Raw genomic sequence first — 22195 nt, 5'->3', positions numbered from 1 at the left:
AAAAACGACGCTGGCTGCAAATGAGTCAGCGTCCTGTTTTTATCATTGACTGCAGGAACTGCTTAAGCAGATTCTTCCAGGACAGTGAAGGGGCTGATTTTGCGAACTTTTTCTTTGATCGCTTCTTTTTCTGAAGGATCTTTCGCTTTGGCAAACTTTGCCCGGAGCTGTTTCAGCTTGTGTTTCCGGACTCGACGTTGGGCCAGTTCACGCCCTTTTTCAACACGTCCCATTTCTCACTAGTTCCTGATAAAAGAAAATTGCTATGTTCGAATGTATATATTCTCACTAAGGAGTTTGATTCTAACATCTAATATGGTAAGGGGCAACGTTCAGGACAGGGCATTTTTGCAGAGAATTGAGAGAACCACGGAACTGAATTCGGGTTGACCTTAAATTCATTCCCTGATATTTCATACAGCATTCGCTGCTACCTCTCTCAAAACTCCTCACCATACCACCTCTCATCTATCTGACCCTGGTCTTTGTGCCCGGGCTGAGATCTTGATTTCCAGGTAAACCCTTATCACAAATTTGGGAAATTCAGTCATGTTCTATCGGTCCCGCCAGGCTCTGTTTCTGGTCATCACCCTGTGTGTGCTCAGCATGGGGAGTGCCGATGATTCGGCATGGGCTCAAGGTTCGTCTGTCCAGTCACAGGGGGAAGCTGGTGCAGGCAGTTTAAAAGCGCTGCAGCATCGGACAATATTCATGCCGCGAGAAGTGGGGATCGAACAGGTGAGCCAGTCTCCTCAGGTCCCCAATGTGCTGGATGCTGATTCACGAGAAGCGTTGGGTATTCCCCCCCAGTTGCTGAAAGACAACCAGAGTTGGGCAGACCCCGACGATGATTGTGTCGACTGTGATGCGATTGTACCGTTGATCTCTCATAAGCAGGCTGACGCCGGAGTCACATGGCTGCCGGGAACGGGAGATGAACTTGGGATTTTCAGTATCAATCTGTCAGAAACAATTGAATTACCGCGGTTTGAAGGTTTCTCAGTAAAACCTTATTTTGGCGTGCATTATCTGGACGGTCCGATACAGACCGATTTACCGGCGCGAGTTTACGATACCTCGGTGGCATTTCGCTGGTTCAAAAAACAGAATGAAAAATGGTCCTATGAACTGGAGGTGGCTCCGGGAGTTTACAGTGATTTCAAGAATGTGACTTCTGATTCTTTGCGGATTACCGGAAAAGGACTCGCCTATTATGTGCATTCCCGCTCCAAGCAGTTCGTGATGGGGGTCGTGTACCTGGATCGTGAAGATGTTTCACTGTTACCTGCAGCCGGGATGATTATGTGGTTTAGTGAAGGATCGCGGCTGGAACTGATTTTTCCCAAACCCAAGTACACGTACCGCATTGAAAAAACAGAGGCGCTCGAACGGTGGGCCTATGTTGCTGGCGAATTCGGCGGTGGCTCATGGGGCATTCGACGTGGCGCAGCAGGCATTGATGACATTGCGACGTACAGTGACCTGCGCTTAATCGGTGGTCTTGAGACCAAACATACCGGTGGTATGATCAGCAAGCTGGAAGTCGGATTCGTCTTCAATCGAAAGCTGGAATACAAATCCGATATCGGCAATTACGATATTTCGCCTACGGGAATGATGCGTTACCAGCTGACATTTTAAGTCTTAGAGATCGCAGTTGATATCGATCCAGGTGCGTTTGTCAAATGATTCCAGAACGGAGTCTGCGATGAGCTGTGCTGAGGCACCGTGATCGAAACCGGGAATCGCGTCCCGTTCTTCAACGATGGCGGATACAAACTCGTAGACCAGGTCGTAACGGAATACGGTGCTGGGGACTCCGTCGTGAGGCTTTCGGGGACTGCCATCGATCACCAGGTATTCATCGGGAACGGGCAGTTTTTCCATGGTCTGTCCCGGTTTGCCAATCAGGATGTTGTTGGGGTCGGTCAACTGATAGGCGGCAGAACCTTCTGAGCCATTCACCTCGGCCCATTCGTAGCCGAAGCCATCGTTGTGATATCCTTTCATCAGCGTGCTGCCTTCCCAGACACCGACGGCTCCGTTTTCGAACTGACCAATCAGGGATGACCAGTCATCGACTTCTGATGGTTCACAGGGTTGCCCTTCGGCTGTTTTATCGCGGGGAACAAACTGGGCGACGGCACCACAAATGCTTTTGATCGGTCCCAGCAGGTCCTGTGCGAAATCGATACGGTGAATGGTCATGTCAAACAGGTCACCAGCGCCTGCCAGTTTCTTGCTTTGACGCCAGCCCCAACTGGATTCAGGCCAGTCGAGAAAACGCTGGCTGCGAAAATGTCGGGGGACTCCCAGCGCACCGGATTCAACCAGGTGTTTTACGTAACGCATCGAAGGGGCGAAACGATAGGTGAAGGCCGTCATGTGGCGCAGGTTGGCATCGCGGGCTGCGCGATACATTTCTGCTGATTCAGTATAGTTCAGACCCAGTGGTTTTTCGCACATCACATGCTTGCCACCTTTGATGCAGGCCAGTGCAATTTCATGATGGGTGAAATTGGGAGTGGCAATAATCACGGCATCCACATCCGGGTCAGCAGCCATGTCTTCGAAACGTGTTGAGACTTTGGTTTTTCCCCAGTCTGACTGGCGCTGGGCCAGCAGTTCTGAGTTCGGATCGCAGATGGAGACCAGTTCCGCACGGGGATCAAGATTGATGCCGGGAACATGATGGTAATCGGAGACGGCGCCTGCTCCAATAATTCCGATACGAACTAAATCAGACATAAGAAAACCTTAACGAACTGCTGTTAATAAAATTGGGAATACGATATTTATTTCTGAAGGATCTGGCTTAGCAGCGCAAATGCTTCGTCCTGTGTATGAATCAATTCTTCCAGCTGGGCATCTTGAACCTGCGTCAACAGATGTTTGAATTGAGGACCTGATTTAATACCCAGGTCGATCAGATCATTGCCTGAGATCAATGGAGGGGGATTCAAGACCTCTCTGGAAGTATGATCCCGATACTGGCGGCAAAATTCAAGGTCGTCCAGTGGTTGTTTTCGAGAACTTAAATCGGCGGCGATCAAGTCAAACAGATGCGGACAATCTTCATTGGCGAGCAGTCGTTTGAGCCGAGACAGCTTCATTTTGGAAGCCTGTTTCAGGCTGTTTCGCTGCTGCACCAGCCAGTGGACCAGGTTCAGAGAGTGGTTGGAAAAACGCAGACGTTTACAGATTTCATAAATTTCATTGAGTCGCTCATCCGCGTCTGAGGCGGGTAAATCCAGCAGAAGAGTCGCAAACGCGGTCTCAAAACTGTGTGAGTTAACCAGTTTTAATCGGTCCAGTGTCTGAAGCCAGAGACCGTGGTTTTCTGCGGATTCCCAGAGCGGAGCCAGTTCAGGCAGAATCTGTTTGAGTAGCCCGGTTTCCTGAACCAGGGAAATCGCCTGGCTGCGAGCCGGGTGAACCAGCATCTTACGCAGCTCATCTGCAATCCGTTCGGGACTGACCACATTGATCTGGTCTGCCATCGTCTGTACTGCCTGGCACGTTGATTCTTCCAGTTGAAAGTGCAGCGTGGCAGCGAATCGGATGGCACGGAGCAGGCGGAGTTTGTCTTCCTGCATTCGTTCCAGAGGATTTCCAATCGCACGAATGATGTGCTGATTGAGGTCAGCTTTGCCTCCCACATAATCGAAGATCGAGTCGTTGATGGGATCGTAAAACATGCCGTTGATCGTGAAGTCGCGGCGCTGGGCATCTTCTTCGGCTGTGGTGAACTTCACGTGTTCGGGCCGCCTGCCATCCAGGTAAGGGCCTTCGCTGCGAAAGGTAGCGATCTCGACGTCACATTCGGGCTGATGTCCGCGGACGATGATGACTCCAAAACTCGCACCGACGGCCAGGGTCCGGCGTTTGCCAAACAGCGTGCGCACTTCCTCCGGGAGTGCATTTGTGGCAACGTCGAAATCTTTGGGTTCCTTCTGCAGTAGAAGATCCCGTACGCATCCGCCTGCCCACAAGGCCTGGAAGCCGGCGTCACGTAATTTACGGACGATCTCTACTGCTGCAAGATATGGTTCTGAATGTTTCATAGATCCTGGGTTTTGAATCAAAACGGCGTAAACAATCTTTAAGAAATAATGATAGCAAGTTCTGGTCAGTAATCGACTTATGGTAGTTGTTTTTTTGCCGGTTACGAACGGTTCCTGAAAAATAATGCAAGTCTGTCGAGCTTGATGGACAGTAAAAAGCAACCACCGGTTCAAAAAACGGACTTCGCAAAAGCCGCCTGATTACGTATGATTTATAGTCCATTTTGTTTCAAACTGGTTGGCGAGAGGTCTCATATACTTATGGCACTCAAGAGTACCAGTCTCTTTTCAGGAACATTTGTTTTGGAAGGTACACACGGAATACGTTTTGAGGGGACCCGTTTCTGGGTTCTCCATCGTAGAAGGGAATTTGGTCCATTCGACTATGAATGGAGCAAAGATTTCTCTGGCGTGGAATTTATGTACCATGATCAAAAATTTGGTGAATACTGCAGTGCCGAGGAAATATTCGCCGATTTGAAGCAGTTTTCGCTGCCCATGCGCGTCGTTGAAGTCGCCAGCCTGACAATCGGCATGGTGCTTTACGGCATTTTAAATGGCCTCCCCCAGAAACTGTGGAGAAAACTTCTCAGGCAGCGTCTTGATGAATCCGGCTTTCAAAGATTTGATATCCGCGAGGAAGGGCCCGAACGCTTCGCCAGCTGATCTCATCTGAGTCGAAAAAACTTCCGCATTAGAGCAAATAACTGTCGTTGTAAGGCGAATTCGACTCGAAGACCCATTCATACTCTGAGATGAACGTCATCGCATAAGTGTCTGTTATACAAAGACATAATGTGTCCATGATTAATTTTCCGGAATTTTGCTTTGAATTTAAACGCTTGTTTAATACAATTGTTTAAAACGCTGGATTTAAACAATCTTTCAACCAGTCTATTAACTCTAGATTGTCAGACTGGTCTGTCAGCGCTACAACGAGTTGGAAAATTACGATCATGTCCACAATTAATGTCCGTGAAAAACTGTTGGAAGTAGCGGGGCCTGTTTTCTCAGAGAAGGGCTTTGAGAAGGCGACGGTCCGTGAAATCTGTCAGAAGGCGGATGTCAATCTGGCGAGTGTGAATTATTATTTTGGAGACAAAGAACAGCTTTACCTGGAAGTGATTTGCCTGGCAAAACAGATGGGGGTTTCCCGGGCTCCTTTACCGGAATGGACTGAGAATACTCCCCCTGAACAAAAACTGGAGGATTGGGTCATTACACTGGTGAGGCGCATGTTAGGCACAGGAGAGCTTTCCTGGAGTAACCATCTGATAATGCGTGAAGTCTTGCGACCAACGCGGGCCTGTGAGCATCTGGTTCAGGATCTGTTCCGTCCTTTTGTAAACATCGCCGACAAAATCCTGCTGGAGATTCTGGGAGATGAAATTCCGGACTATCGGCGGATGCAGTGTGTCTTCAGTATTGCCGCTCAATGTCAGTTCTATCGTGTTTCAGGCGGCCTGGTAACCCTGATGCTCGGTCCGGAAGAACAGGCAGCGCATTACAATACCGAACAAATCATAGAACATATTCTTCAGTTTTCTCTGGCAGCCATCAAAAATCTGAAACGGGAATACCTCACATCAGAAATAGAAACTTCTTCAACACTTAACCAGATCTGAACCAGACTCGTGCACAATCAGAAATCATTCAACAACCTGAGTTGAATTCAAGTAGAACTTTCTCGATCAAGGCAGCAATGCTGAGTGACTGTAATTGAAATTTAATCGCAACATTCACTGTTGATATATCGTAATTGACTTTCCGCGTTAATTGTCAATTTCATTTGTGATGCAATTCACGATAGAAAATAATCATGTCAGACTTCAATAAACAGAAATCAGGCAGCTTTTATAAAAAGCTGAAGCATTTCCTGCTTCCGATAATTATTTTAGCGGCAGGTGGTGGCAGCCTGGTTGTTTTAATGGCAATGAAAAAAGAGCCGGAGCAGAACCAGAAACTTCTGGCGCAGTCCGCACCTCTGGTGTTAACTCAACCTGTGACACTCACGGATTCCGGGTTTACCGTGACCGTTGATGGGTCGGTGGTTCCTTCTCGCGAAGTGAAACTGGCGGCGGAAGTGGCCGGCAGGGTGATCTTGACGCGTGATGGATGCAAGGTGGGAAATCTGGTCCGCAAAGCAACCAATCAGGAGCGCGCGGTAGAGGGGACAGAGAACCTGTTGATCCAGATTGATCCCGAGAATTATGAGCTTGAAGTCAAGCGACTGAACCAGGAACATGCCCAGGCACAGGATGTCATCGATGAACTCGAAGTGGAGATAGATAACTCCAAAGCGATGATTGATCTGGCGCATGAGGAAGTCAGCCTGCAGAAAACGCATTTGAATCGCGTGGAAAAATTAAGAGCCAGAAATGTGGTTTCCGATACCGAATTTGAAGAAGCCAAACGCAGTGAGCTGGTCGCTCGCAACGCACTGCAGAAGTTAACCAATGAAGCCGACCTGCTGCGATCGAAACGTCAACGCATGATGCATGCCCGTGACCTGGTGGGAGTGCAGTTATCTCGCGCCAAGCTTGATCTCAGCCGCACCCGAATCTACTCACCCATCAATGGTGTCATCGTTGAGGATTCAGTCGAAAAAGATGGTTATGTCAAAGTCGGTGACCCGCTGGTGACGATCGAAGATACGTCTGCCGTTGAAGTGAGTACGGACCTGCGGATGGAAGAACTCTATCTGCTCTGGCAGCATTCGGCAAAATCGGCCCAAAACAAAAAAAACGTTCCTGATCAATCTAATCGTCATGATCTGGGATATCAGCTGCCCCAGCTACCCGTCAAGGTCTCCTACGAAATTGGAGGACGCAAGTTTGTCTGGGATGGAGAACTGTCCCGTTTTGATGGCATTGGACTCGATGAAAAAACGAGAACTGTTCCCTGTCGAATTATTGTTTCTGATCCGCGACCCTCTGCCATTTTGGTGAATGGGGAACCGACCAATCAGATCGTGGGGGCTCCCCCTTTAACTCGGGGGATGTTTGTTGTGATTGATATTCCCCTTAAGGGAAATGTTTCCATGATGGAAATTCCCGAGATGGCCATTCGTCCGGGAAATCTGGTCTGGGTGGTTCGAGATGGTAAGTTGCATTCTGAAAAAATTCGCGTGGTGGACATGAGTGGTGATCAGCTTCTGGTCGAGCAGGGGGCGTCAGGCTTGCAGCCAGGAGACCGTGTTGTCGTCTCGCCACTCAGCACTGCCAATGAAGGCATGCTGGTGAGTGAGGGAGACGCAGAATGAGGTCGATCATCAAATGGGCCATCAATAACTCCCCTGCGATGAATACGCTGATGGTCACAGTGCTGGGCGTTGGCCTGGTTTCACTGATGATGATGCGGCGTGAAGTCTTTCCGGAATTTGAACTGGAAATCATTCTGGTCGCAGTGCCTTACCCGGGTGCCAGCCCCGACGAAGTTGAAGAAGGCATCTGCCAGAAGATGGAAGAGGCCGTACGCGCCATTGATGGCATCAAAAAAATGACCTCCATTGCCAATGAAGGGTCGGGCTCTCTTGTACTGGAACTAAGGGCAGATGTGCCTGATGTGCAGAAGATACTCAACGAGGTTCGCTCCGAAATCGATCGCATTCCCAGTTTTCCGGAGCTGGCGGAAGATCCGGAGATCCAGCAGATCACGTTTCGGCAGGTGGCGATCGAGGTTGCCGTGATCGGGCCGGAAGCCAGAGACGAAAACAGTGCTTTAGAACTGCGTAATCTGGCAGAAAGAATCCGTGATGAATTGATGATGCTCAAATCAGTCTCTCAGGCCAATATTGCCGGGGCACGCGATTATCAGATTGATATCGAAATTCCGGAAGCCACCTTGAGGAAGTATGGACTGACTTTACAGGACGTGGCGCGAACCGTACGTCGGGAAAATATGGAGCTCCCCGGGGGGAAGCTGAATACGGCTTCTGAAGTGGTGTTAGTACGCGGTAAAAATAAACACCTCACCGGCAGAGAAATTGAGAATATTCCCCTCGTCACAGAAGCGGGCGGGGTCGTACTGACCGTAGGCGACCTGGGACACGTTCAGGATGAATTTGCCGACACGACGATGATCAGTGAAATCAATGGCAAGCCAGCCTTGTCAGTTGCTGTAGAGCGGACCAGCCAGGAAGATCTGCTGGCGATCGTGGAAGAAGTGCAGGCATATGTCGAAACAGCCAGGCTGCCTGACGGGTATTCACTGAAATTATGGAAAGACCAGTCAGTGGATGTGCGTGACCGTATGGATCTGCTGACTCGAAACGGGTTACAGGGTCTGATTCTGGTCTTTATCACACTGGCGATTTTTCTGGAATTTCGACTGGCCTTCTGGGTGGCGCTGGGAATTCCGATTTCCATGTTTGGCGCCTGTATCGTGCTGTATTATACAGGTCAGACATTGAATATGCTTTCCATGTTTGCCTTCCTGATGGCGCTGGGGATTGTCGTCGATGATGCGATCGTGGTCGGTGAGAATATCTACGAACATCGACAGATGGGAAAACCATTTGTCACAGCCGCCATTGATGGCGCCACAGAAGTGTTGCCTTCGGTCTGTGCTTCCGTAACGACAACTGTGATAGCTTTTATGCCCCTGTTGTTTGTTTCCGGGATCATGGGGAAATTCATCGCGGTGATGCCAATCGCGGTGATCGCGATGCTGTTGATTTCATTGATGGAGAGTACGTTTATTCTTCCCTGTCACCTGGCACACGCGAAGCAGCCGGAGGAGGGGGAAGTACAGAAGCAGGAAATGGGATTTATCAGTCGAAAGCTGGAGTGGTTTATTGACCGCTGTTACCTGCCTGTTCTCAAGGCGGCGTTAAATTATCCTTCGTCTGCACTGGCGGTTGCGGGAGCATTGATGCTGTTGTCTGCGGGACTGATCATGGGAGGCTTTGCGCCTTTTAATATTTTTCCGAAGACCGATTATCGCATGATCGAAGCGACAGTCGAATATCCCGATGGAACTCCTCAGGCGATCACAGGGGAAACGACGCGAAAAATTCAGGAGGATTTTGAAGCATTTGATCGGGATTATCAGAAAGAGCATGGAAACTCCCTGATTAAACTCGTGCGGCGAAATGTCGGATTCGGAACACGCGATGAATCAGGGGGGGGACTGGGAGGATCTGTCGAGGGGAGCCATATCGGAAAAGTCAGTGTCGAGATCGTGGAAGCAGAAGAACGCACTCTAGGCAGTGAAGAAATCCTTGATCTCTGGAGGGAGCGTGTCGGGAAAATACCGGGGGTTGACCGACTCACTTTCAAATCACCTTCCATGGGGCCGGGAGGCAAACCGATTGAATTCAAACTGCTGGCAGACGGAGATCATATCACCGAACTGGAAGCGGCAGTCGAAGCCTGTAAGCGGGAGCTGGAATCCTACCCGGGAGTCAAAGATGTCAACGACGATTCCAGTCCTGGTAAATGGGAATTTCAAATCAAGATCAAGGATAAAGCGCGGTCGATGGGGGTTCCCCTGGCCGATGTCGCAGAGACGGTTCGCGCCACATACTATGGGGAAGAGGTCATGCGTCTGCAACGGGGACGTCATGAAGTCAAACTGATGGTGCGCTATCCGGAAGAAGAACGAAAATCCTTAATGAGCTTCGAAGACATTCGGATACGAACCGGTGATGGAGCGGAACGCCCGCTGACGGAACTGGCAGACGTAACGGTGGAACGCGGCTATTCTGAAATCAATCGAATTGATCAGCAACGATCCATTACTGTCTCCTCAGATCTCAATGAAAAAGAGGGGAATGCACGCGAAATAGTCAAATCGATGAAAAAGCCTGGTGGCTTTATGGATGAGTTACTGGCTCAATACCCTAATGTAAGGGTTCGCTGGGAAGGACAGCAGGAACAGACGGATGAATCTGTAAACAGTCTGATTGTAGGTCTGTTGATTGCCCTGGCTTCCATGTTCGCGCTATTGACTGTCGAATTTCGATCATACTTTCAACCTTTAATCATACTCGGGATCATTCCACTGGGTATTATTGGTGCCGTATTTGGTCACGCGATATTAGGTATGGAATTGACGCTCTTCTCTTTGTTTGGGCTGGTGGCGTTAACGGGAGTGGTGGTTAATGATTCGATTGTGCTGATCGACTTTATCAACCATCGGGTAGCAGATGGCCTCCCTTTGCGCGAAGCCTTGATCGATGCAGGACGACGTCGCTTCCGACCCGTTCTGCTGACTTCCATGACAACCATCGTCGGGTTAGCCCCGATTTTGAAAGAGACTTCCTTTCAGGCACAGATCATTATTCCGATGGCTGCCAGCCTGATTTTTGGTCTCATGCTGGCGACAGTACTGGTGCTGTTCCTGATCCCCACTTATTACTATCTCTATGCAAGGGCACTAGGCGCTAAAGCGGATGAACCCTGGATTCGTAAAATGGATGGAAATGAAGACGGGGCTGCCTATAATGTGAATGAGGATCCGGTGTCCGGTTCCGTTCCAATACAGACTTGAAAATAAGGTCTGGTGAGCAAATGGATATATTCTTGCTTATCGTTAAGGCGAATGGTTAGTATACGCCGATCCTATTAGTCTGAAGGTCTGTATTCAGTTAAAAGAAGTCCCACTTCTTTCAGGTTGAGAATGATGAAGCGCGTTTTATTGAAATCAAAAATTCACCGGGCAACGGTTACGGAAGCAAATCTGGCTTACAACGGAAGTGTAACCATTGATCAGGAACTGATGGATGCTGCAGATATCGTCGAATACGAGCAGGTACAAATTTACAATATCACTTCTGGAACTCGATTGACGACTTACGCCATTATTGGCGAACCTGGTTCGGGAGTCATCTGTATTAATGGTGCTGCCGCCCATCTGGTCAAACCTCAGGATCTGGTCATTATCGCCAGTTACGCTGAATACAAAGAGAAGGAAGCGCGCCAGCATCAGCCTAAAGTGGTGCTCGTTGATGCTCAAAATGCTCAAGTCACTCCGGAAGTGGCTGTTGTAGCGAGTCCTGAATAGGGTGCCTCTTAAGTGTGCATTGTGCGTTTTTGGCGTGCATGTGTGAGGTTTTTCTGATTCCTGACTGATCGAATACTGTTGATTTATAAAAAAAACAGGTCTACCTCTTTCTTCTTTTTCTCTGGCAGCATATCATTAGAGAGCGTTCGCCATTTATTTGAGCATCTCTGTGCAATTATTTCATGCTGGGTAACAGGGGGCTTTTCGATTTCTTTCGGAAAACCAGTCATTCGAAGGATTTACGATTCCTCTACCTTACTGATTTGCCGCTTTGATCCTTTTCCCTGTAGTAAATGAATAGGAATTTCCAAAAGAAAGAATGGAAGACGATCGCCCCATTTTAGACGATATGGTCGGTTTAAGTCCGGCTATGCGAAATATCTATCGGCTGACCCGCCGCGCTGCTGCCACGTCGTCGACTGTATTGTTAACGGGCGAAACGGGAACTGGTAAAGAATTAATTGCCCGTGCCATTCACGAACTAAGTCCTCGCGCTACCGGTCCGTTTATTCGTGTGAACTGTGGAGCGCTCAGTGAAAGTCTGCTCGAAAGCGAATTGTTTGGGCATATCAAGGGAGCGTTTACCAGCGCTGTCGAAAATCGGACAGGCCGTTTTGAAGCGGCACATGGTGGCACTATCTTTCTGGACGAAATTAACTCGGTCAGTTTTACTCTGCAGGTGAAGCTGTTAAGGGTTTTACAGGAACACGAATTTGAGCGCGTCGGGGATACGCGATCCATTCAGGTAGATTGCCGGATTGTGGCTGCCACGAACCGCGATCTACTGGATGAAATCGAAGCCGAACGGTTTCGAGAGGACTTATATTACCGCCTGAACGTGATTCCCATTAACCTGCCTCCCTTGCGGGAGCGATCAGAAGATATCCCCGAACTGGTGCACTTTTTTGCAAAACAGTTTTCCGCAGGGGAAAAAATTCCTCTGCCTGAATTTTCAGAAGAGGTGCTATCGACCTTTAAGAATTACGCCTGGCCAGGAAATGTACGCGAACTGCAGAATTATGTGGAACGTCTGATTGTACTTTCGGGTCTGGATGGTCCTTCACTGGATCTGTTGCCGGGACATGTTACCGGCAGGTCCATTGCGCGTTCTTTACCGTCTAAATCTCAGGATCCCGAGACTATCTGTCGTGATCTTGTGGCTTTGGAGTTACAGCGTATAGGCGAATCTTCCACTGATGTGCATACTCAGATTGTATCACTTGTGGAAAAAGAAGTGATTTTGCAGGTTTTAAGATCCTGCCAGGGGGTCCAGACTAAGACAGCGACACGTCTGGGGATCAACCGGAACACGCTGCATAAAAAAATCTCGGAGTACGAATTAGAATCCGAAGCAAGATGACTTGCCCTTTACCTGCTGTACAGCCCTATAATAGAGAGTCCGCTGATGTCCCATCAGCGAAGTAAACAGCCCACCACTTTCATTCCTCTCTACCAGGCAAAGTACCAGACATGTTGTCGGAAGTGACCGTTTTCTGTTTTATGGCCAGCTATCTGGTTGCCCTCGGATTAGAGGTAACCCGGTTTCTGCGAAAAAAAAACGGCTTTCTGCGCCCCCTGATTTTTCTGTTTTCACTCGCTGGGCTGGTTGCCCAGACCGCGTATCTGCTGAATCGGGCCCGAGAAACCCAGTTGCCACCATTGCTCAGTTCATCACACGACTGGCTGATTGTATTTTCCTGGGTGCTGGTCGCGATATTTCTATTTATCAATCTGATTGATGAAGAACTGTCGATCGGACTGTTTCTGATACCGCTGGTGCTGGCGCTGGTCGTTTCTTCTTATTTTGTAGACGACGTTACCAACACATTAATGGAACCATCCATCCGTTCCTGGGCGATGCTGCATGCCTCTTTACTGGTGCTGGGAGGTGTGGGGATTGTGCTCAGTTTTGTCCTGAGCCTGATGTATCTGATTCAGCACAGACGCTTAAAGCAGAAACAGAATTTTTCGAGCGGCTTCAATCTTCCGAGCCTGGCAAAACTGTCTCGCCTGAATCGCTGGGCGTTGATGGTATCGGCACCATTGATGACGGTCGGAATGGGCATTGGGATCGGCCTGGGGGTTTATGTCCGCAAGGGCGCGCATGCCATATCGTTTTTTGATCCCGTGATTATTGTCTATGAACTGGTCTGGGTCGGAATGATGTTGAGTGTCATCTTTATCCTGCGGACCAAGCAACCCAATCAGAAACATATCGCGCAGCTGACGATCTGGACCGGAGGACTGCTGTTGTTGACAGTGATCGGCGTTCAGATTCTGTCCAATGTACGCCTCTTCAATTTTGAATCGTGGCATTCACAGCACATATCTCCCGTCATTGAAATTCATGACCCGACTGCAGAAAGGGTTGTGTCGTGAATCTGCAGGTCGTGTATTGCAACCATCAGACAGCGGGTCTGGATATTCGAGAGAGGCTGGCGTTCTCTTCCAAAGAACAGCTGGATCAGGCTTACTCTGTCTTGAAGCAATCGTATCCTGATACCGAAATCGTGGTGATTTCAACTTGTAACCGGGTCGAACTGTATACGGCTACATCGGATTCAGAGATCGGACCGTCACATCAGGATCTGGCGCGCTTCTTTTCTGAATTCCATCAGGTTCCTGTCAGCGATTTCTTCGAAGATTTTCTGGAACGCAAGGGGCCGGATGCGGTGCGGCATCTGTTTCAGGTGGCCTCCAGTCTCGACAGTATGGTGCTCGGTGAACCTCAGATCGTCAATCAGGTCAAAGAGGCCTATCAGAATGCGACGGACAATGCGCTCTGTGGTCCGCTCACGCATGCCTTGTTTCAACAGGCGATCCGGGTTTCTGCCCGCGTTCGTACTGAAACGCAACTGGCTGAAGGCAGGGTCTCGATAGCCAGTGTGGCGGTAGGAACCTTCGGCAAAGGGATTTTTGAACGGTTTGATGATAAAACCGTTCTGATTATCGGTGCCGGCGAAATGGCGGAAGAGACGTTAACTTATCTGAAAGATGAGGGCGTGAAACAGATAGTGGTCATTAATCGTAGTCTGGAAAATGCACAGAAACTGGCAGGCAAGTGGGGCGGTGAAGCCCGACCATATGAAGACCTGGAAGACTGCCTGGCAGCAGCGGATGTGATTGTGAGTACGACGGGGGCTTCGCGACCAATCGTCGATACCGCCTGCTTTGAACGGGTGTTGAAGAAATCCGGTAACAAAACATTCTTCATCCTTGACCTGGGGGCGCCTCGTGATTTTGAACCGGGGGTCGGTCAGATCAATGATAATATCTTCCTGTATGACATCGATGATCTGGAAGCGACCTGTGAGAAGAATCGCCGGGCGCGCCAGAAGGAAGTTGAGAAAGCGCTCGCGATTATCGATGAAGAAACAGAACGTTTCATGCACGGCGTGTATCACCGGGCAACGGGGCCGATCATCAAACAGCTTCGCGAACAATGGCATGACGTACGCGAACAGGAAGTCGAAAAACTGTTCAGCAAGCTTTCGCACCTGGATGAAAAAGACCAGGACTTAATCAAACGCTCGATCGAACAGATCGTCAATAAACTCCTGCATCCACCGTTGGAAGTATTAAGGCAGGAAGCCCGGGAAGGGACACCGCATGGACTGCTCGACGCGCTCAAACAGTTATTTCACATTCGTGACTGATCGGTCTGCGCTGCTGATTTCAGGTGTCTGTCGAAACGCGGGACCATTCACGCTGATTGCCGCAATCAACGCCAGTAGAATGCTCACGCTGTTAATATACTTCGAAGCCTGATGGTAGTGATGGAACTGAGCAGGCCGCGGGCTGCCAGGGGGAGTGATCATGGATTCCAGTGGCGTGTAGATCCAGAAGTAATCGACCACGCTGATAGCCAGAATCAGCATGATTAACGCTGTGATCAGGTTCGCTTTTTTCCGGGACCACAGGTTTTTTGTTCTGAGCATCAGGGAACTCAGGAAAGAACCCGTTAAAAGCACCCAGGCGATCGTATAGTAAACAGGGAAATGTAATGTAATCAACTGGTCTCTGGTTAAGGAGTCAAAAGGCTGAAACGTGACGTCCTGTACGCCATTGATCACAAAAATCACTGCTGCACCTACCCAGGCCGACAGACAGAAACGGATTAAAACCAGGTTGAATGACTGCATAATTCACTATATTCAATCGAAAGTTATTGCGGTAGTGATTTCTTTTATCTCTCTCTAAAGCATGTTATCAGGTTAAACAATTCAGGAGGGGAGTGAAAAGCCCATTGAGTCGCCGAGTACACGAATCATCAAAATAGCTGGCTGAGATTCCGAAAAAAGCGGAGAGTCTTGCTGCAGGGGTGCATTGGACCTCGTTAAACGTTAATATTGTTTATAAATTCTCAAAAAGCAGGTTCAAGTAAGATAGAGAGTCGTCAATCGGTCGGTTACGATAGATTCGAAGTAAAGTCATTCCTTTTTGTGATTCCAACCAGAATTCAGTTTATATTGTTACGGTGGTCCAACATGAAATCAGCTACTTTTCTTGCGTTTAAACAACCCGCCGGTGATGGAAATCACTCGATCCCGCGATTCACTTCTCTGGCATTCCGCTGGGGTTCGCTCCTGCTTGTTGCCGCTGTCTGCCTGAAGTTCTCTTTCGCTGCGGATACTGCGAAAAAAGAAGTGCCCAAATCTCCCTTAACACCGGAGGAAAGTTTGCAGCAGACGGTCGTGCATCCTGATTTTGAACTGCAGGTGGTCGCTTCAGAACCAAATATCATCAATCCCGTGGCGGTTGCCTTTGATGAAACCGGTGTCCTGTGGGCCGTGGAAATGACTGACTATCCCCATGGTCCCCAACCTGGAGAAGAGCCGAAAAGTCGGATCAAATTATTACGGGATCAAGACCAGGATGGCTTTTATGAGACCGCTACTGTTTTTGCCGACAAACTCTTGTTTGCGACTGGTGTGCAACCCTGGAAGGGGGGCCTGATTGTCACCCTGGCGGGTAAGGTTCAGTATATGAAAGATACCGACGGCGATGATAAAGCGGATCTCGTCGAGACCTGGTTTACCGGTTTTAAAGAAGATAACTCTCAACTGCGGGCCAATCATCCCACACTTGGTTTAGACAATCATATTTATATTGCCAACGGCTTACGGGGCGGTTCCGTAATTGCCACTCATCCCGAATGGAAAAAGAAGGCGGAACAGGTTCCCATTAACGGTCTTGATTTTCGCTTTCACCCCCTGGCTGGAAAATATGAATCGATTTCCGGTATTGGACAGTTTGGCTTGACTTTCGATGATTACGGGAATCGTTTTGTCTGTTCCAATCGTAATCCCAATAAACATATCGTGCTGGAAAATCGCTACCTGAAGCGGAATCCTTATCTGGCCGTGAAGTCAGTTTACCATGATGTTTCTCCCGATGGTGAAGATTCCCGCGTGTATGCCATCAGTCGTACCTGGACGACTTCCACGTTACACGCCGGTCAGTTTACAGCCGCTTGCGGTGTGACCATTTATCGAGGCGGTCTGTTTCCCCACTCATTTTATGGCAACAGCTTCACCTGTGAGCCGACTGCGAATCTGGTTCACCGGGATGTGCTGACACCCATGGGGGCGACCTATGACTCTAAATATGGACGGGATCAGGTGGAGTTCATCGCCAGCCGCGATGAATGGTTCCGACCTGTCAACCTGGCCAATGGCCCTGATGGCGCATTATATCTGTGTGATATGTATCGTGCTGTGATTGAGCATCCGCAGTTCATGCCCGCCGAATTGAAGGAACGTTCCGACCTGAATGATGGAATTGACCGTGGCCGAATTTACCGGATTGTTCCTAAAGGGACAAAGATCGACAAACGTGTTTATACCTCTTTAAAGGATGCGACACCGGAACAACTGGTGGCTGCATTGTCTTCTGAAAATGCCTGGCAGAGGGAAACAGCTTCTCGATTGATTTTCGAACGCCAGGATGCATCAATTCAACCCCAACTGGAGCAGTTGGTTTCCAGCGGTAAAACAGAGCAGTCGCGAATTCTTGCCTTGTGGGCTCTGGAAGGTCTGGGAAAACTCAGCGATACGCTGATTGAAACAGCTTTGAAAGATAAGGCTCAGCGTGTAGTCGCCCAGGCAGTCAAGTTAAGTGAACCCCGGTTGTCACAGAATGAGCAGCTTAAAACCAAAGTGCTTTCTCTGGTGAAGTCTGCCGACGCGCCTCTGCGATTTCAACTGGCCATCAGCCTGGGAGAAGCGAAAGACGGCCCGTCGGCAGTAGACCAGTTGGCAAGCCTGATGTTAAACGGTGCCGCAGATCCCTTTACGCGTGCGGCTGTGCTTTCCTCTGCACCCGAACAGACGGTGGAGATTTTCACTTCTTTCTTAAAACAGCTGCAGGCCAGTGATGAGAGACAGGCAACTCAGGCGGGCATCACCGATGCCGTCGGAGAAATGACTGCCGTCATCGGACCCCGGTTGAAACCAGGGGAAATTCAGGAGACGCTGTCTTTGATTGCCGGGCTTAATTCTGATGTACTTCTACCACTGCAGATTGCCGGGTTTGAAGGGCTGGGTAACAGTCTCAGACGTCGTGGCAAGTCGATCACGGAATATCAGGCCAAACTGTCTGATAAGGATCAGCAGAATCTGAAGAAGTTCTATCAGAAGATTGTAAATACCGCCACCAATTCCAAAACATCGCTGGCACAGCGTTTGGATGCAATCAGTATTTTAAAGTTCGTCGGTTTTGAAATTAGCGGTGAAACACTGCTTACGCTGATACAGGATGGCAATTCACAGGCTGTGAAAATCGCAGCAATTGCAGCGATCAGCCCTTATTCTGATCCCCGGATTGGGGAAATCTTAATGGACGGTTTCGCGACACAGACACCCGGCATGCGACGGGCGATTCTGGATGCGATGCTGGCCAATCAGGATCGAACTGGTCTGTTGCTGGATGCGATTGAAAAAGATCAGATCAAAATTTCAGAGCTGGGGCCTTCACGTTCCAGCAGTCTGCAACGTCATCGCAACCCCGAAATCAAAAAACGGGCAGCCGCTCTGTTCGCTGCTGCAATCCCCGCTGATCGCAAGAAAGTTTTAGCCGACTATCAGAAGTCTCTGAAATTGAAAGCTGATCCTCTGCAAGGCAAGCTTGTGTTTGCCAAGAACTGTGTCACCTGTCACAAGATTGGCGAGATGGGAGTGAATGTGGCTCCCGATATCGGGGACTCGCGTACTAAAACTCCGGAATATCTGCTGACAAATATTCTCGATCCCAACCGGGCCATTGATGCGAATTTCTTCAGTTACACCATCATCACCATTGATGGCGTGGTTCACACCGGCATTATTTCTTCTGATAGTGGAGCGTCGATTACCCTGACGCAGCCGGAAGGCAAGACGATTACCATTCTGAAGGATGAGATCGATGAGATGAAATCGAACGGTGTCTCACTAATGCCGGTCGGACTGGAGAAGACCATTGATCCGCAACAGATGGCGGATTTGATTTCCTTCATCAAAAACTGGCGTTACCTGAGTGGACAGGTTCCTAAAGAGATCGCCAAGCCTCAGTAAAACTGAACTTATAAAATCAGCATGGCATCCCCATAGCTGTAGAAGCGGTATTCTGCTTCTACAGCTTTTTTGTAGGCTTCACGAATAAATTCAGATCCAGCAAAGGCACTCACCAGCACCAGCAATGTGGACTTCGGCAGGTGAAAGTTAGTCAACAGACAATCAACGGCCTGAAACTGGTAGGGAGGATATATGAAAATATCCGTCTCTCCCTGCCAGGCTTTCAGCGGTCCCTGTTGTGCAACCGATTCCAATGTACGAACGCTGGTCGTGCCGACACAGACAATCCGGCCTCCCTGTTGTCGCGTCTGGTTGAGCAGCTCAGCTGATTCGGCAGGCAGCTCGCACCATTCCGAATGCATCTGGTGTGCTTCGAGAGTATCGACGGAAATGGGTTTGAATGTGCCAATGCCAACATGCAACGTCACGTTCGCGATCCGGGTCCCCTGCTGAGTGCAGCGTTCCAGCAGTGCCGGTGTGAAATGTAATCCCGCGGTAGGTGCAGCAACGGCGCCCGGTTGAGCTGCATACACCGTCTGATAACGTTCCCAGTCTTCCTCGGTGGCAAGATCACGTTTCATATAGGGAGGGAGAGGCATCGTTCCAAAATGTGCAAGCAGACTGTGGTGATCTTCGTCAGACTGTACCTGGGCAGTCCAGTAACCTTCAGGATCTTTCGACAATAACTTCAGGGTCACCTGTTTCTCCAGCGACCGATGATGCGCAGGACGTAACTCGATGATTCCCCCGGGATGCAGTTTGCCACGGGTTTTACTCATCAGTTTCCACTCACCCGGTGCTGGGGAGCCAAGGTAAAGGCCTTCCCATTTGCCCCCCGTCGACTGACGCGTGCCAAATAATCGTGCTGACAGGACACGGGTATTATTCAGAACCAGGCAGTCGTCTGCATTCAAATATTGAGGCAGGTCAGAAATGCAACCATGTGTAATGGACTGGGACTTCCGGTCAAGAATGAGCAGACGCGACTGATCTCGCTGTTGGGTCGGCTCGGTCGCGATCAATTCAGGAGGCAGTTGATAGTCAAAGGAGTTTAAATCGGTCATTCAGCAGGGTTCCAGCTGGTATTCAGGTTTTGATTTGCTTTTCCTGTCGCTGAGGAATGAAGTACGCTTCTGTCAGCATGAACAGGGATCGTTGATCGTTTTGTCGAATAGACTGTCGGAAATGATGGATTTTAACGGAGATTTTCATTTTCTCCGCCCTCAATGAACACTAATTTCGAATCTAAGCTTGTCGGGTATTGCTACCTGAGAACAATAGACCTTATGTGAACAAGACTGTGTCCGGCTTTACCGTAGCGTCTCCAGAGGCAGTTGGGCCGAGTATAATAGAATGAGAGGCGCTTGTGAAACGGGATGCTTCTCCCATTCTGATAAATAATGGTTATGTATTCAGTGAGCTGATTCTTGGCAGATCAAACCAGACCCATTCCGATTGCGTTTTGTATTACCGGCCTGCAGCCCGGTGGCGCAGAACGTGCGCTGGTTCAGATTGTGACTCGCTTGAATCGAGAACGCTGGGCACCAATGGTCTACTCTCTGACGGGGAACGGGCCACTGGTGGATCGTCTGGATGCGGCTGGGATTCCTACGGAACTCCTGCAGGTTCGTTCTACCTGGGATGTGCGCATCATCTGGAAGCTGGCTCAAAGGCTGAAAGTTCAAAAACCGCTATTGCTACAGACATTTCTGTTCCACGCAAATCTGGCTGGCAGGCTGGCTGGGAAACTGGCGGGAATTCCACATATTGTCTCCGGAATTCGAGTTTCTGAGAAACGGAAAAATGGACACCTGCTGCTGGATCGACTCACAAATCGCCTGGTAGAGCTGAATGTCTGTGTCAGCCAGTCAGTGGCTGATTTCTCGATTCAACAGGGGAAGCTGCCCGTCTCTAAGGTGACGGTCATTCCCAATGGCGTTGATTTTGAAATGTTTGATACGGCTGAACCACTGGATTTAAGTCCATGGGGAATTCCCGCTGACGCAAAAGTGGTGCTGTTTGCAGGAAGGCTGGATCCTCAGAAGGCTCCTGCTGATCTGTTAACCGCGTTCGAGCTCTTTGCCAGACAGGCGGCTGGCTATCATCTGCTGTTTGTGGGAGAGGGGCCTTTGAAAGCCGAACTTCAGCAGAAAGCCAGTACTCTGTCCTGTGCAGATCGAATTCATTTTTCAGGCTGGCAGCCTCACGTACCACAATTGATGAAAGCTGCGACCTGTCTTGTTCTTCCTTCCTTATGGGAGGGGATGCCCAACGTGGTTCTGGAAGCGATGGCTTCCGGGTTACCTGTCATCTCCACTCGAGTGGATGGTGTTTCCGAGTTGATTCGTGATGGTGAGCAGGGGACTTTAGTGGCGACGGGGGAGCCTGATGAGATCTATCAGGCGCTATGCGACCTGAGTACCCAGCCTGCCAGGTTTATCGAGATGTCTGAGGTTGCGCAAGCTCTTGTTGAGAACGAATTTACATGGGATTCCATTGCGGACAGATATGACAAAATTTATGCGAAAATGTTGTCCCTGGAAGACTGATTTTGTGCGAATTTGTGGTCGCTGAATCTACTTCCCACAACAAAATTTAAAAATCCTTAAAGTCACAATTCCTGTCGTGATAAGTATCTAGGTCGATTCATGTTCCCCGAGTTCTAATCGAACTTTCAATCATCCTTGACGATTCCAATTTGGGTGGTAAATTCATCACTCTGTGGTGTCTGGTGGTGGTGAGTGGGGCTCAATGGCGTTAACGGGAACTTTCAATAAGATTCTGGATGGTAAACGTCGATTGGCAATTCCGAAACGACTCAAGGAAGAGCTTGTAGAGGAAAAGTCTCCCCAGATTTATATCGCTCCAGGTACTGCGTCCGTATTGTTGGTTTACTCGGAAAAAGGATTTGAACAGCAGGCACAACGATTAGCGGACTTTTCCAGAAATGGTCCGGAAGCTGCCCAATATCTGCGTCTGTATTATGCCAGAGCAGAAAAAGTGGAAGTCGACTCGCAGGGAAGAGTTTGTATCCCGGAGCGATTAGCGGAACTGGCCAGTCTGGAGCCGAAACAGGATGTGGTTTTAATTGGAGTTCAGGACCACGCGGAAATCTGGAGTGCAGAACGATGGAATACCTATCTTAATGATCATGGACCAAATTTTGATGAAGTGGCCGCTCAGGCCTTTGGTCAGATGCCCTGGTAGTCATTGAGGGAATGTGGAACATTTCCTTAAGAAGACCGGTTGGTAAACACAACTCATAACAATGTATTGTTCAAGGAGGACAAATTGGGACTCTTCCGCTGGCTACCGGGCTTTGCGGATTGAAGGTGAAATGGATGTCACCTGTGTGTGCTCATGATATTGGGTTGGGCCACCGGTCGTTCGTCTCCTGATACAAGTAGAATGGATGCTGCTTGAGACGGATGGCTTCAGGGGTCCCCTCCTTGAACAGGAGAAGCCTGTGCCGAAACAGAGTTGAGATGCCTCCTCTAGAACGCATCACATTTAACCATAGCGTCTGTCAATCTAATATACCCGGTCCAAGTGGACCTGGAGACGCTACAGTAAAAC

General features: G+C 49.3%; 17 protein-coding genes. 12 read left to right on the top strand and 5 right to left on the bottom strand.

The genetic code is table 11. The features are described from left to right. Positions 1–62: 62 nt before the first annotated feature. Positions 63–233 (bottom strand): DUF6800 family protein, encoded by a 171-nt coding sequence (locus ACN0YH_RS07135; protein WP_002649758.1) that lies wholly within the window; start codon positions 231–233, stop codon positions 63–65. Between the two features lie 316 nt (positions 234–549). Between ACN0YH_RS07135 and ACN0YH_RS07130 the strand changes: the two genes are divergently transcribed. Beyond that, positions 550–1641 (top strand): DUF6268 family outer membrane beta-barrel protein, encoded by a 1092-nt coding sequence (locus ACN0YH_RS07130; RefSeq protein WP_417378870.1) that lies wholly within the window; start codon positions 550–552, stop codon positions 1639–1641. 3 nt (positions 1642–1644) lie between these two features. Here ACN0YH_RS07130 and ACN0YH_RS07125 read toward each other — a convergent pair whose 3' ends face one another. Together ACN0YH_RS07125 and ACN0YH_RS07120 are read right to left on the bottom strand one after the other, a co-directional pair. After that, positions 1645–2748 (bottom strand): Gfo/Idh/MocA family protein, encoded by a 1104-nt coding sequence (locus ACN0YH_RS07125; protein WP_417378869.1) that lies wholly within the window; start codon positions 2746–2748, stop codon positions 1645–1647. 47 nt (positions 2749–2795) lie between these two features. Further along, a complete protein-coding gene (locus ACN0YH_RS07120) occupies positions 2796–4064 on the bottom strand; it encodes a CCA tRNA nucleotidyltransferase (RefSeq protein WP_417378868.1) in 1269 nt (422 codons plus the stop codon). A 303-nt stretch (positions 4065–4367) separates the two neighbouring features. Here ACN0YH_RS07120 and ACN0YH_RS07115 point away from each other — a divergent pair, with 303 nt between their 5' ends. The 8 genes from ACN0YH_RS07115 to hemA all read left to right on the top strand — a co-directional run bounded on the left by ACN0YH_RS07115 (position 4368) and on the right by hemA (position 14725). Further along, positions 4368–4730 carry a hypothetical protein gene (locus tag ACN0YH_RS07115; RefSeq protein WP_417378867.1) on the top strand — a complete coding sequence of 121 codons (363 nt, stop codon included), beginning with the start codon at positions 4368–4370 and terminating at the stop codon, positions 4728–4730. A gap of 290 nt (positions 4731–5020) precedes the next feature. After that, positions 5021–5689, top strand: coding sequence for a TetR/AcrR family transcriptional regulator (locus tag ACN0YH_RS07110; RefSeq protein WP_417378866.1), 669 nt, complete (start codon positions 5021–5023; stop codon positions 5687–5689). A gap of 194 nt (positions 5690–5883) precedes the next feature. Further along, the gene (locus tag ACN0YH_RS07105) at positions 5884–7326 is read left to right on the top strand and encodes an efflux RND transporter periplasmic adaptor subunit (RefSeq protein WP_417378865.1); all 1443 of its coding nucleotides are present in this window, start codon (positions 5884–5886) and stop codon (positions 7324–7326) included. Continuing rightward, positions 7323–10556, top strand: a complete 3234-nt coding sequence (locus ACN0YH_RS07100) for an efflux RND transporter permease subunit (protein WP_417378864.1) — start codon at positions 7323–7325, stop codon at positions 10554–10556. Before ACN0YH_RS07105 ends, ACN0YH_RS07100 begins: the two co-directional genes overlap by 4 nt. 132 nt (positions 10557–10688) lie before the next feature. After that, positions 10689–11069, top strand: coding sequence for an aspartate 1-decarboxylase (gene panD / locus ACN0YH_RS07095; RefSeq protein WP_417378931.1), 381 nt, complete (start codon positions 10689–10691; stop codon positions 11067–11069). A gap of 319 nt (positions 11070–11388) precedes the next feature. Continuing rightward, positions 11389–12429 carry a sigma-54 interaction domain-containing protein gene (locus ACN0YH_RS07090; RefSeq protein WP_417378863.1) on the top strand — a complete coding sequence of 347 codons (1041 nt, stop codon included), beginning with the start codon at positions 11389–11391 and terminating at the stop codon, positions 12427–12429. Positions 12430–12539: 110 nt separating this feature from the next. Then, entirely contained in the window at positions 12540–13448 is a 909-nt protein-coding gene (locus ACN0YH_RS07085; RefSeq protein WP_417378862.1) for a hypothetical protein, read from the top strand. After that, a complete protein-coding gene (hemA, locus tag ACN0YH_RS07080) occupies positions 13445–14725 on the top strand; it encodes a glutamyl-tRNA reductase (RefSeq protein ID WP_417378861.1) in 1281 nt (426 codons plus the stop codon). Before ACN0YH_RS07085 ends, hemA begins: the two co-directional genes overlap by 4 nt. Here hemA and ACN0YH_RS07075 read toward each other — a convergent pair. Continuing rightward, positions 14705–15211: a hypothetical protein gene (locus ACN0YH_RS07075; protein ID WP_417378860.1), complete on the bottom strand. Its 507-nt coding sequence runs from the start codon at positions 15209–15211 to the stop codon at positions 14705–14707. The two genes, hemA and ACN0YH_RS07075, sit on opposite strands and share 21 nt — an antisense overlap. A 345-nt stretch (positions 15212–15556) precedes the next feature. Between ACN0YH_RS07075 and ACN0YH_RS07070 the strand changes: the two genes are divergently transcribed. Continuing rightward, entirely contained in the window at positions 15557–18619 is a 3063-nt protein-coding gene (locus tag ACN0YH_RS07070; RefSeq protein WP_417378859.1) for a PVC-type heme-binding CxxCH protein, read from the top strand. An 8-nt stretch (positions 18620–18627) separates the two neighbouring features. Here the strand turns inward: ACN0YH_RS07070 and queA are convergent, their stop codons facing one another. Continuing rightward, positions 18628–19683 (bottom strand): tRNA preQ1(34) S-adenosylmethionine ribosyltransferase-isomerase QueA, encoded by a 1056-nt coding sequence (gene queA, locus ACN0YH_RS07065; RefSeq protein ID WP_417378858.1) that lies wholly within the window; start codon positions 19681–19683, stop codon positions 18628–18630. Positions 19684–20046: 363 nt separating this feature from the next. Here queA and ACN0YH_RS07060 point away from each other — a divergent pair, with 363 nt between their 5' ends. Beyond that, positions 20047–21168 (top strand): glycosyltransferase, encoded by a 1122-nt coding sequence (locus ACN0YH_RS07060; RefSeq protein ID WP_417378857.1) that lies wholly within the window; start codon positions 20047–20049, stop codon positions 21166–21168. A 202-nt stretch (positions 21169–21370) separates the two neighbouring features. Further along, positions 21371–21826 carry a division/cell wall cluster transcriptional repressor MraZ gene (mraZ, locus tag ACN0YH_RS07055; protein ID WP_417378856.1) on the top strand — a complete coding sequence of 152 codons (456 nt, stop codon included), beginning with the start codon at positions 21371–21373 and terminating at the stop codon, positions 21824–21826. The last annotated feature ends 369 nt before the right edge of the window (positions 21827–22195 follow it).

Source organism: Gimesia sp., assembly GCF_048262075.1.
GTDB lineage: Bacteria > Planctomycetota > Planctomycetia > Planctomycetales > Planctomycetaceae > Gimesia.
The sequence above is the reverse complement of the archived record's forward strand: the minus strand, read 5'-3'. Positions and strand labels throughout refer to the sequence as shown.

Bases quoted from the DNA above. Each gene is read 5' to 3' on its own strand.
- ACN0YH_RS07125 (WP_417378869.1), bottom strand. From the start codon at position 2,748: ATGTCTGATTTAGTTCGTATCGGAATTATTGGAGCAGGCGCCGTCTCC.
- ACN0YH_RS07120 (WP_417378868.1), bottom strand. From the start codon at position 4,064: ATGAAACATTCAGAACCATATCTTGCAGCAGTAGAGATCGTCCGTAAA.
- queA (WP_417378858.1), bottom strand. From the start codon at position 19,683: ATGACCGATTTAAACTCCTTTGACTATCAACTGCCTCCTGAATTGATC.
- ACN0YH_RS07105 (WP_417378865.1), top strand. From the start codon at position 5,884: ATGTCAGACTTCAATAAACAGAAATCAGGCAGCTTTTATAAAAAGCTG.
- ACN0YH_RS07130 (WP_417378870.1), top strand. From the start codon at position 550: ATGTTCTATCGGTCCCGCCAGGCTCTGTTTCTGGTCATCACCCTGTGT.
- ACN0YH_RS07075 (WP_417378860.1), bottom strand. From the start codon at position 15,211: ATGCAGTCATTCAACCTGGTTTTAATCCGTTTCTGTCTGTCGGCCTGG.
- ACN0YH_RS07070 (WP_417378859.1), top strand. From the start codon at position 15,557: ATGAAATCAGCTACTTTTCTTGCGTTTAAACAACCCGCCGGTGATGGA.
- ACN0YH_RS07100 (WP_417378864.1), top strand. From the start codon at position 7,323: ATGAGGTCGATCATCAAATGGGCCATCAATAACTCCCCTGCGATGAAT.
- ACN0YH_RS07110 (WP_417378866.1), top strand. From the start codon at position 5,021: ATGTCCACAATTAATGTCCGTGAAAAACTGTTGGAAGTAGCGGGGCCT.
- ACN0YH_RS07090 (WP_417378863.1), top strand. From the start codon at position 11,389: ATGGAAGACGATCGCCCCATTTTAGACGATATGGTCGGTTTAAGTCCG.
- ACN0YH_RS07085 (WP_417378862.1), top strand. From the start codon at position 12,540: ATGTTGTCGGAAGTGACCGTTTTCTGTTTTATGGCCAGCTATCTGGTT.
- mraZ (WP_417378856.1), top strand. From the start codon at position 21,371: ATGGCGTTAACGGGAACTTTCAATAAGATTCTGGATGGTAAACGTCGA.
- ACN0YH_RS07135 (WP_002649758.1), bottom strand. From the start codon at position 233: ATGGGACGTGTTGAAAAAGGGCGTGAACTGGCCCAACGTCGAGTCCGG.
- panD (WP_417378931.1), top strand. From the start codon at position 10,689: ATGAAGCGCGTTTTATTGAAATCAAAAATTCACCGGGCAACGGTTACG.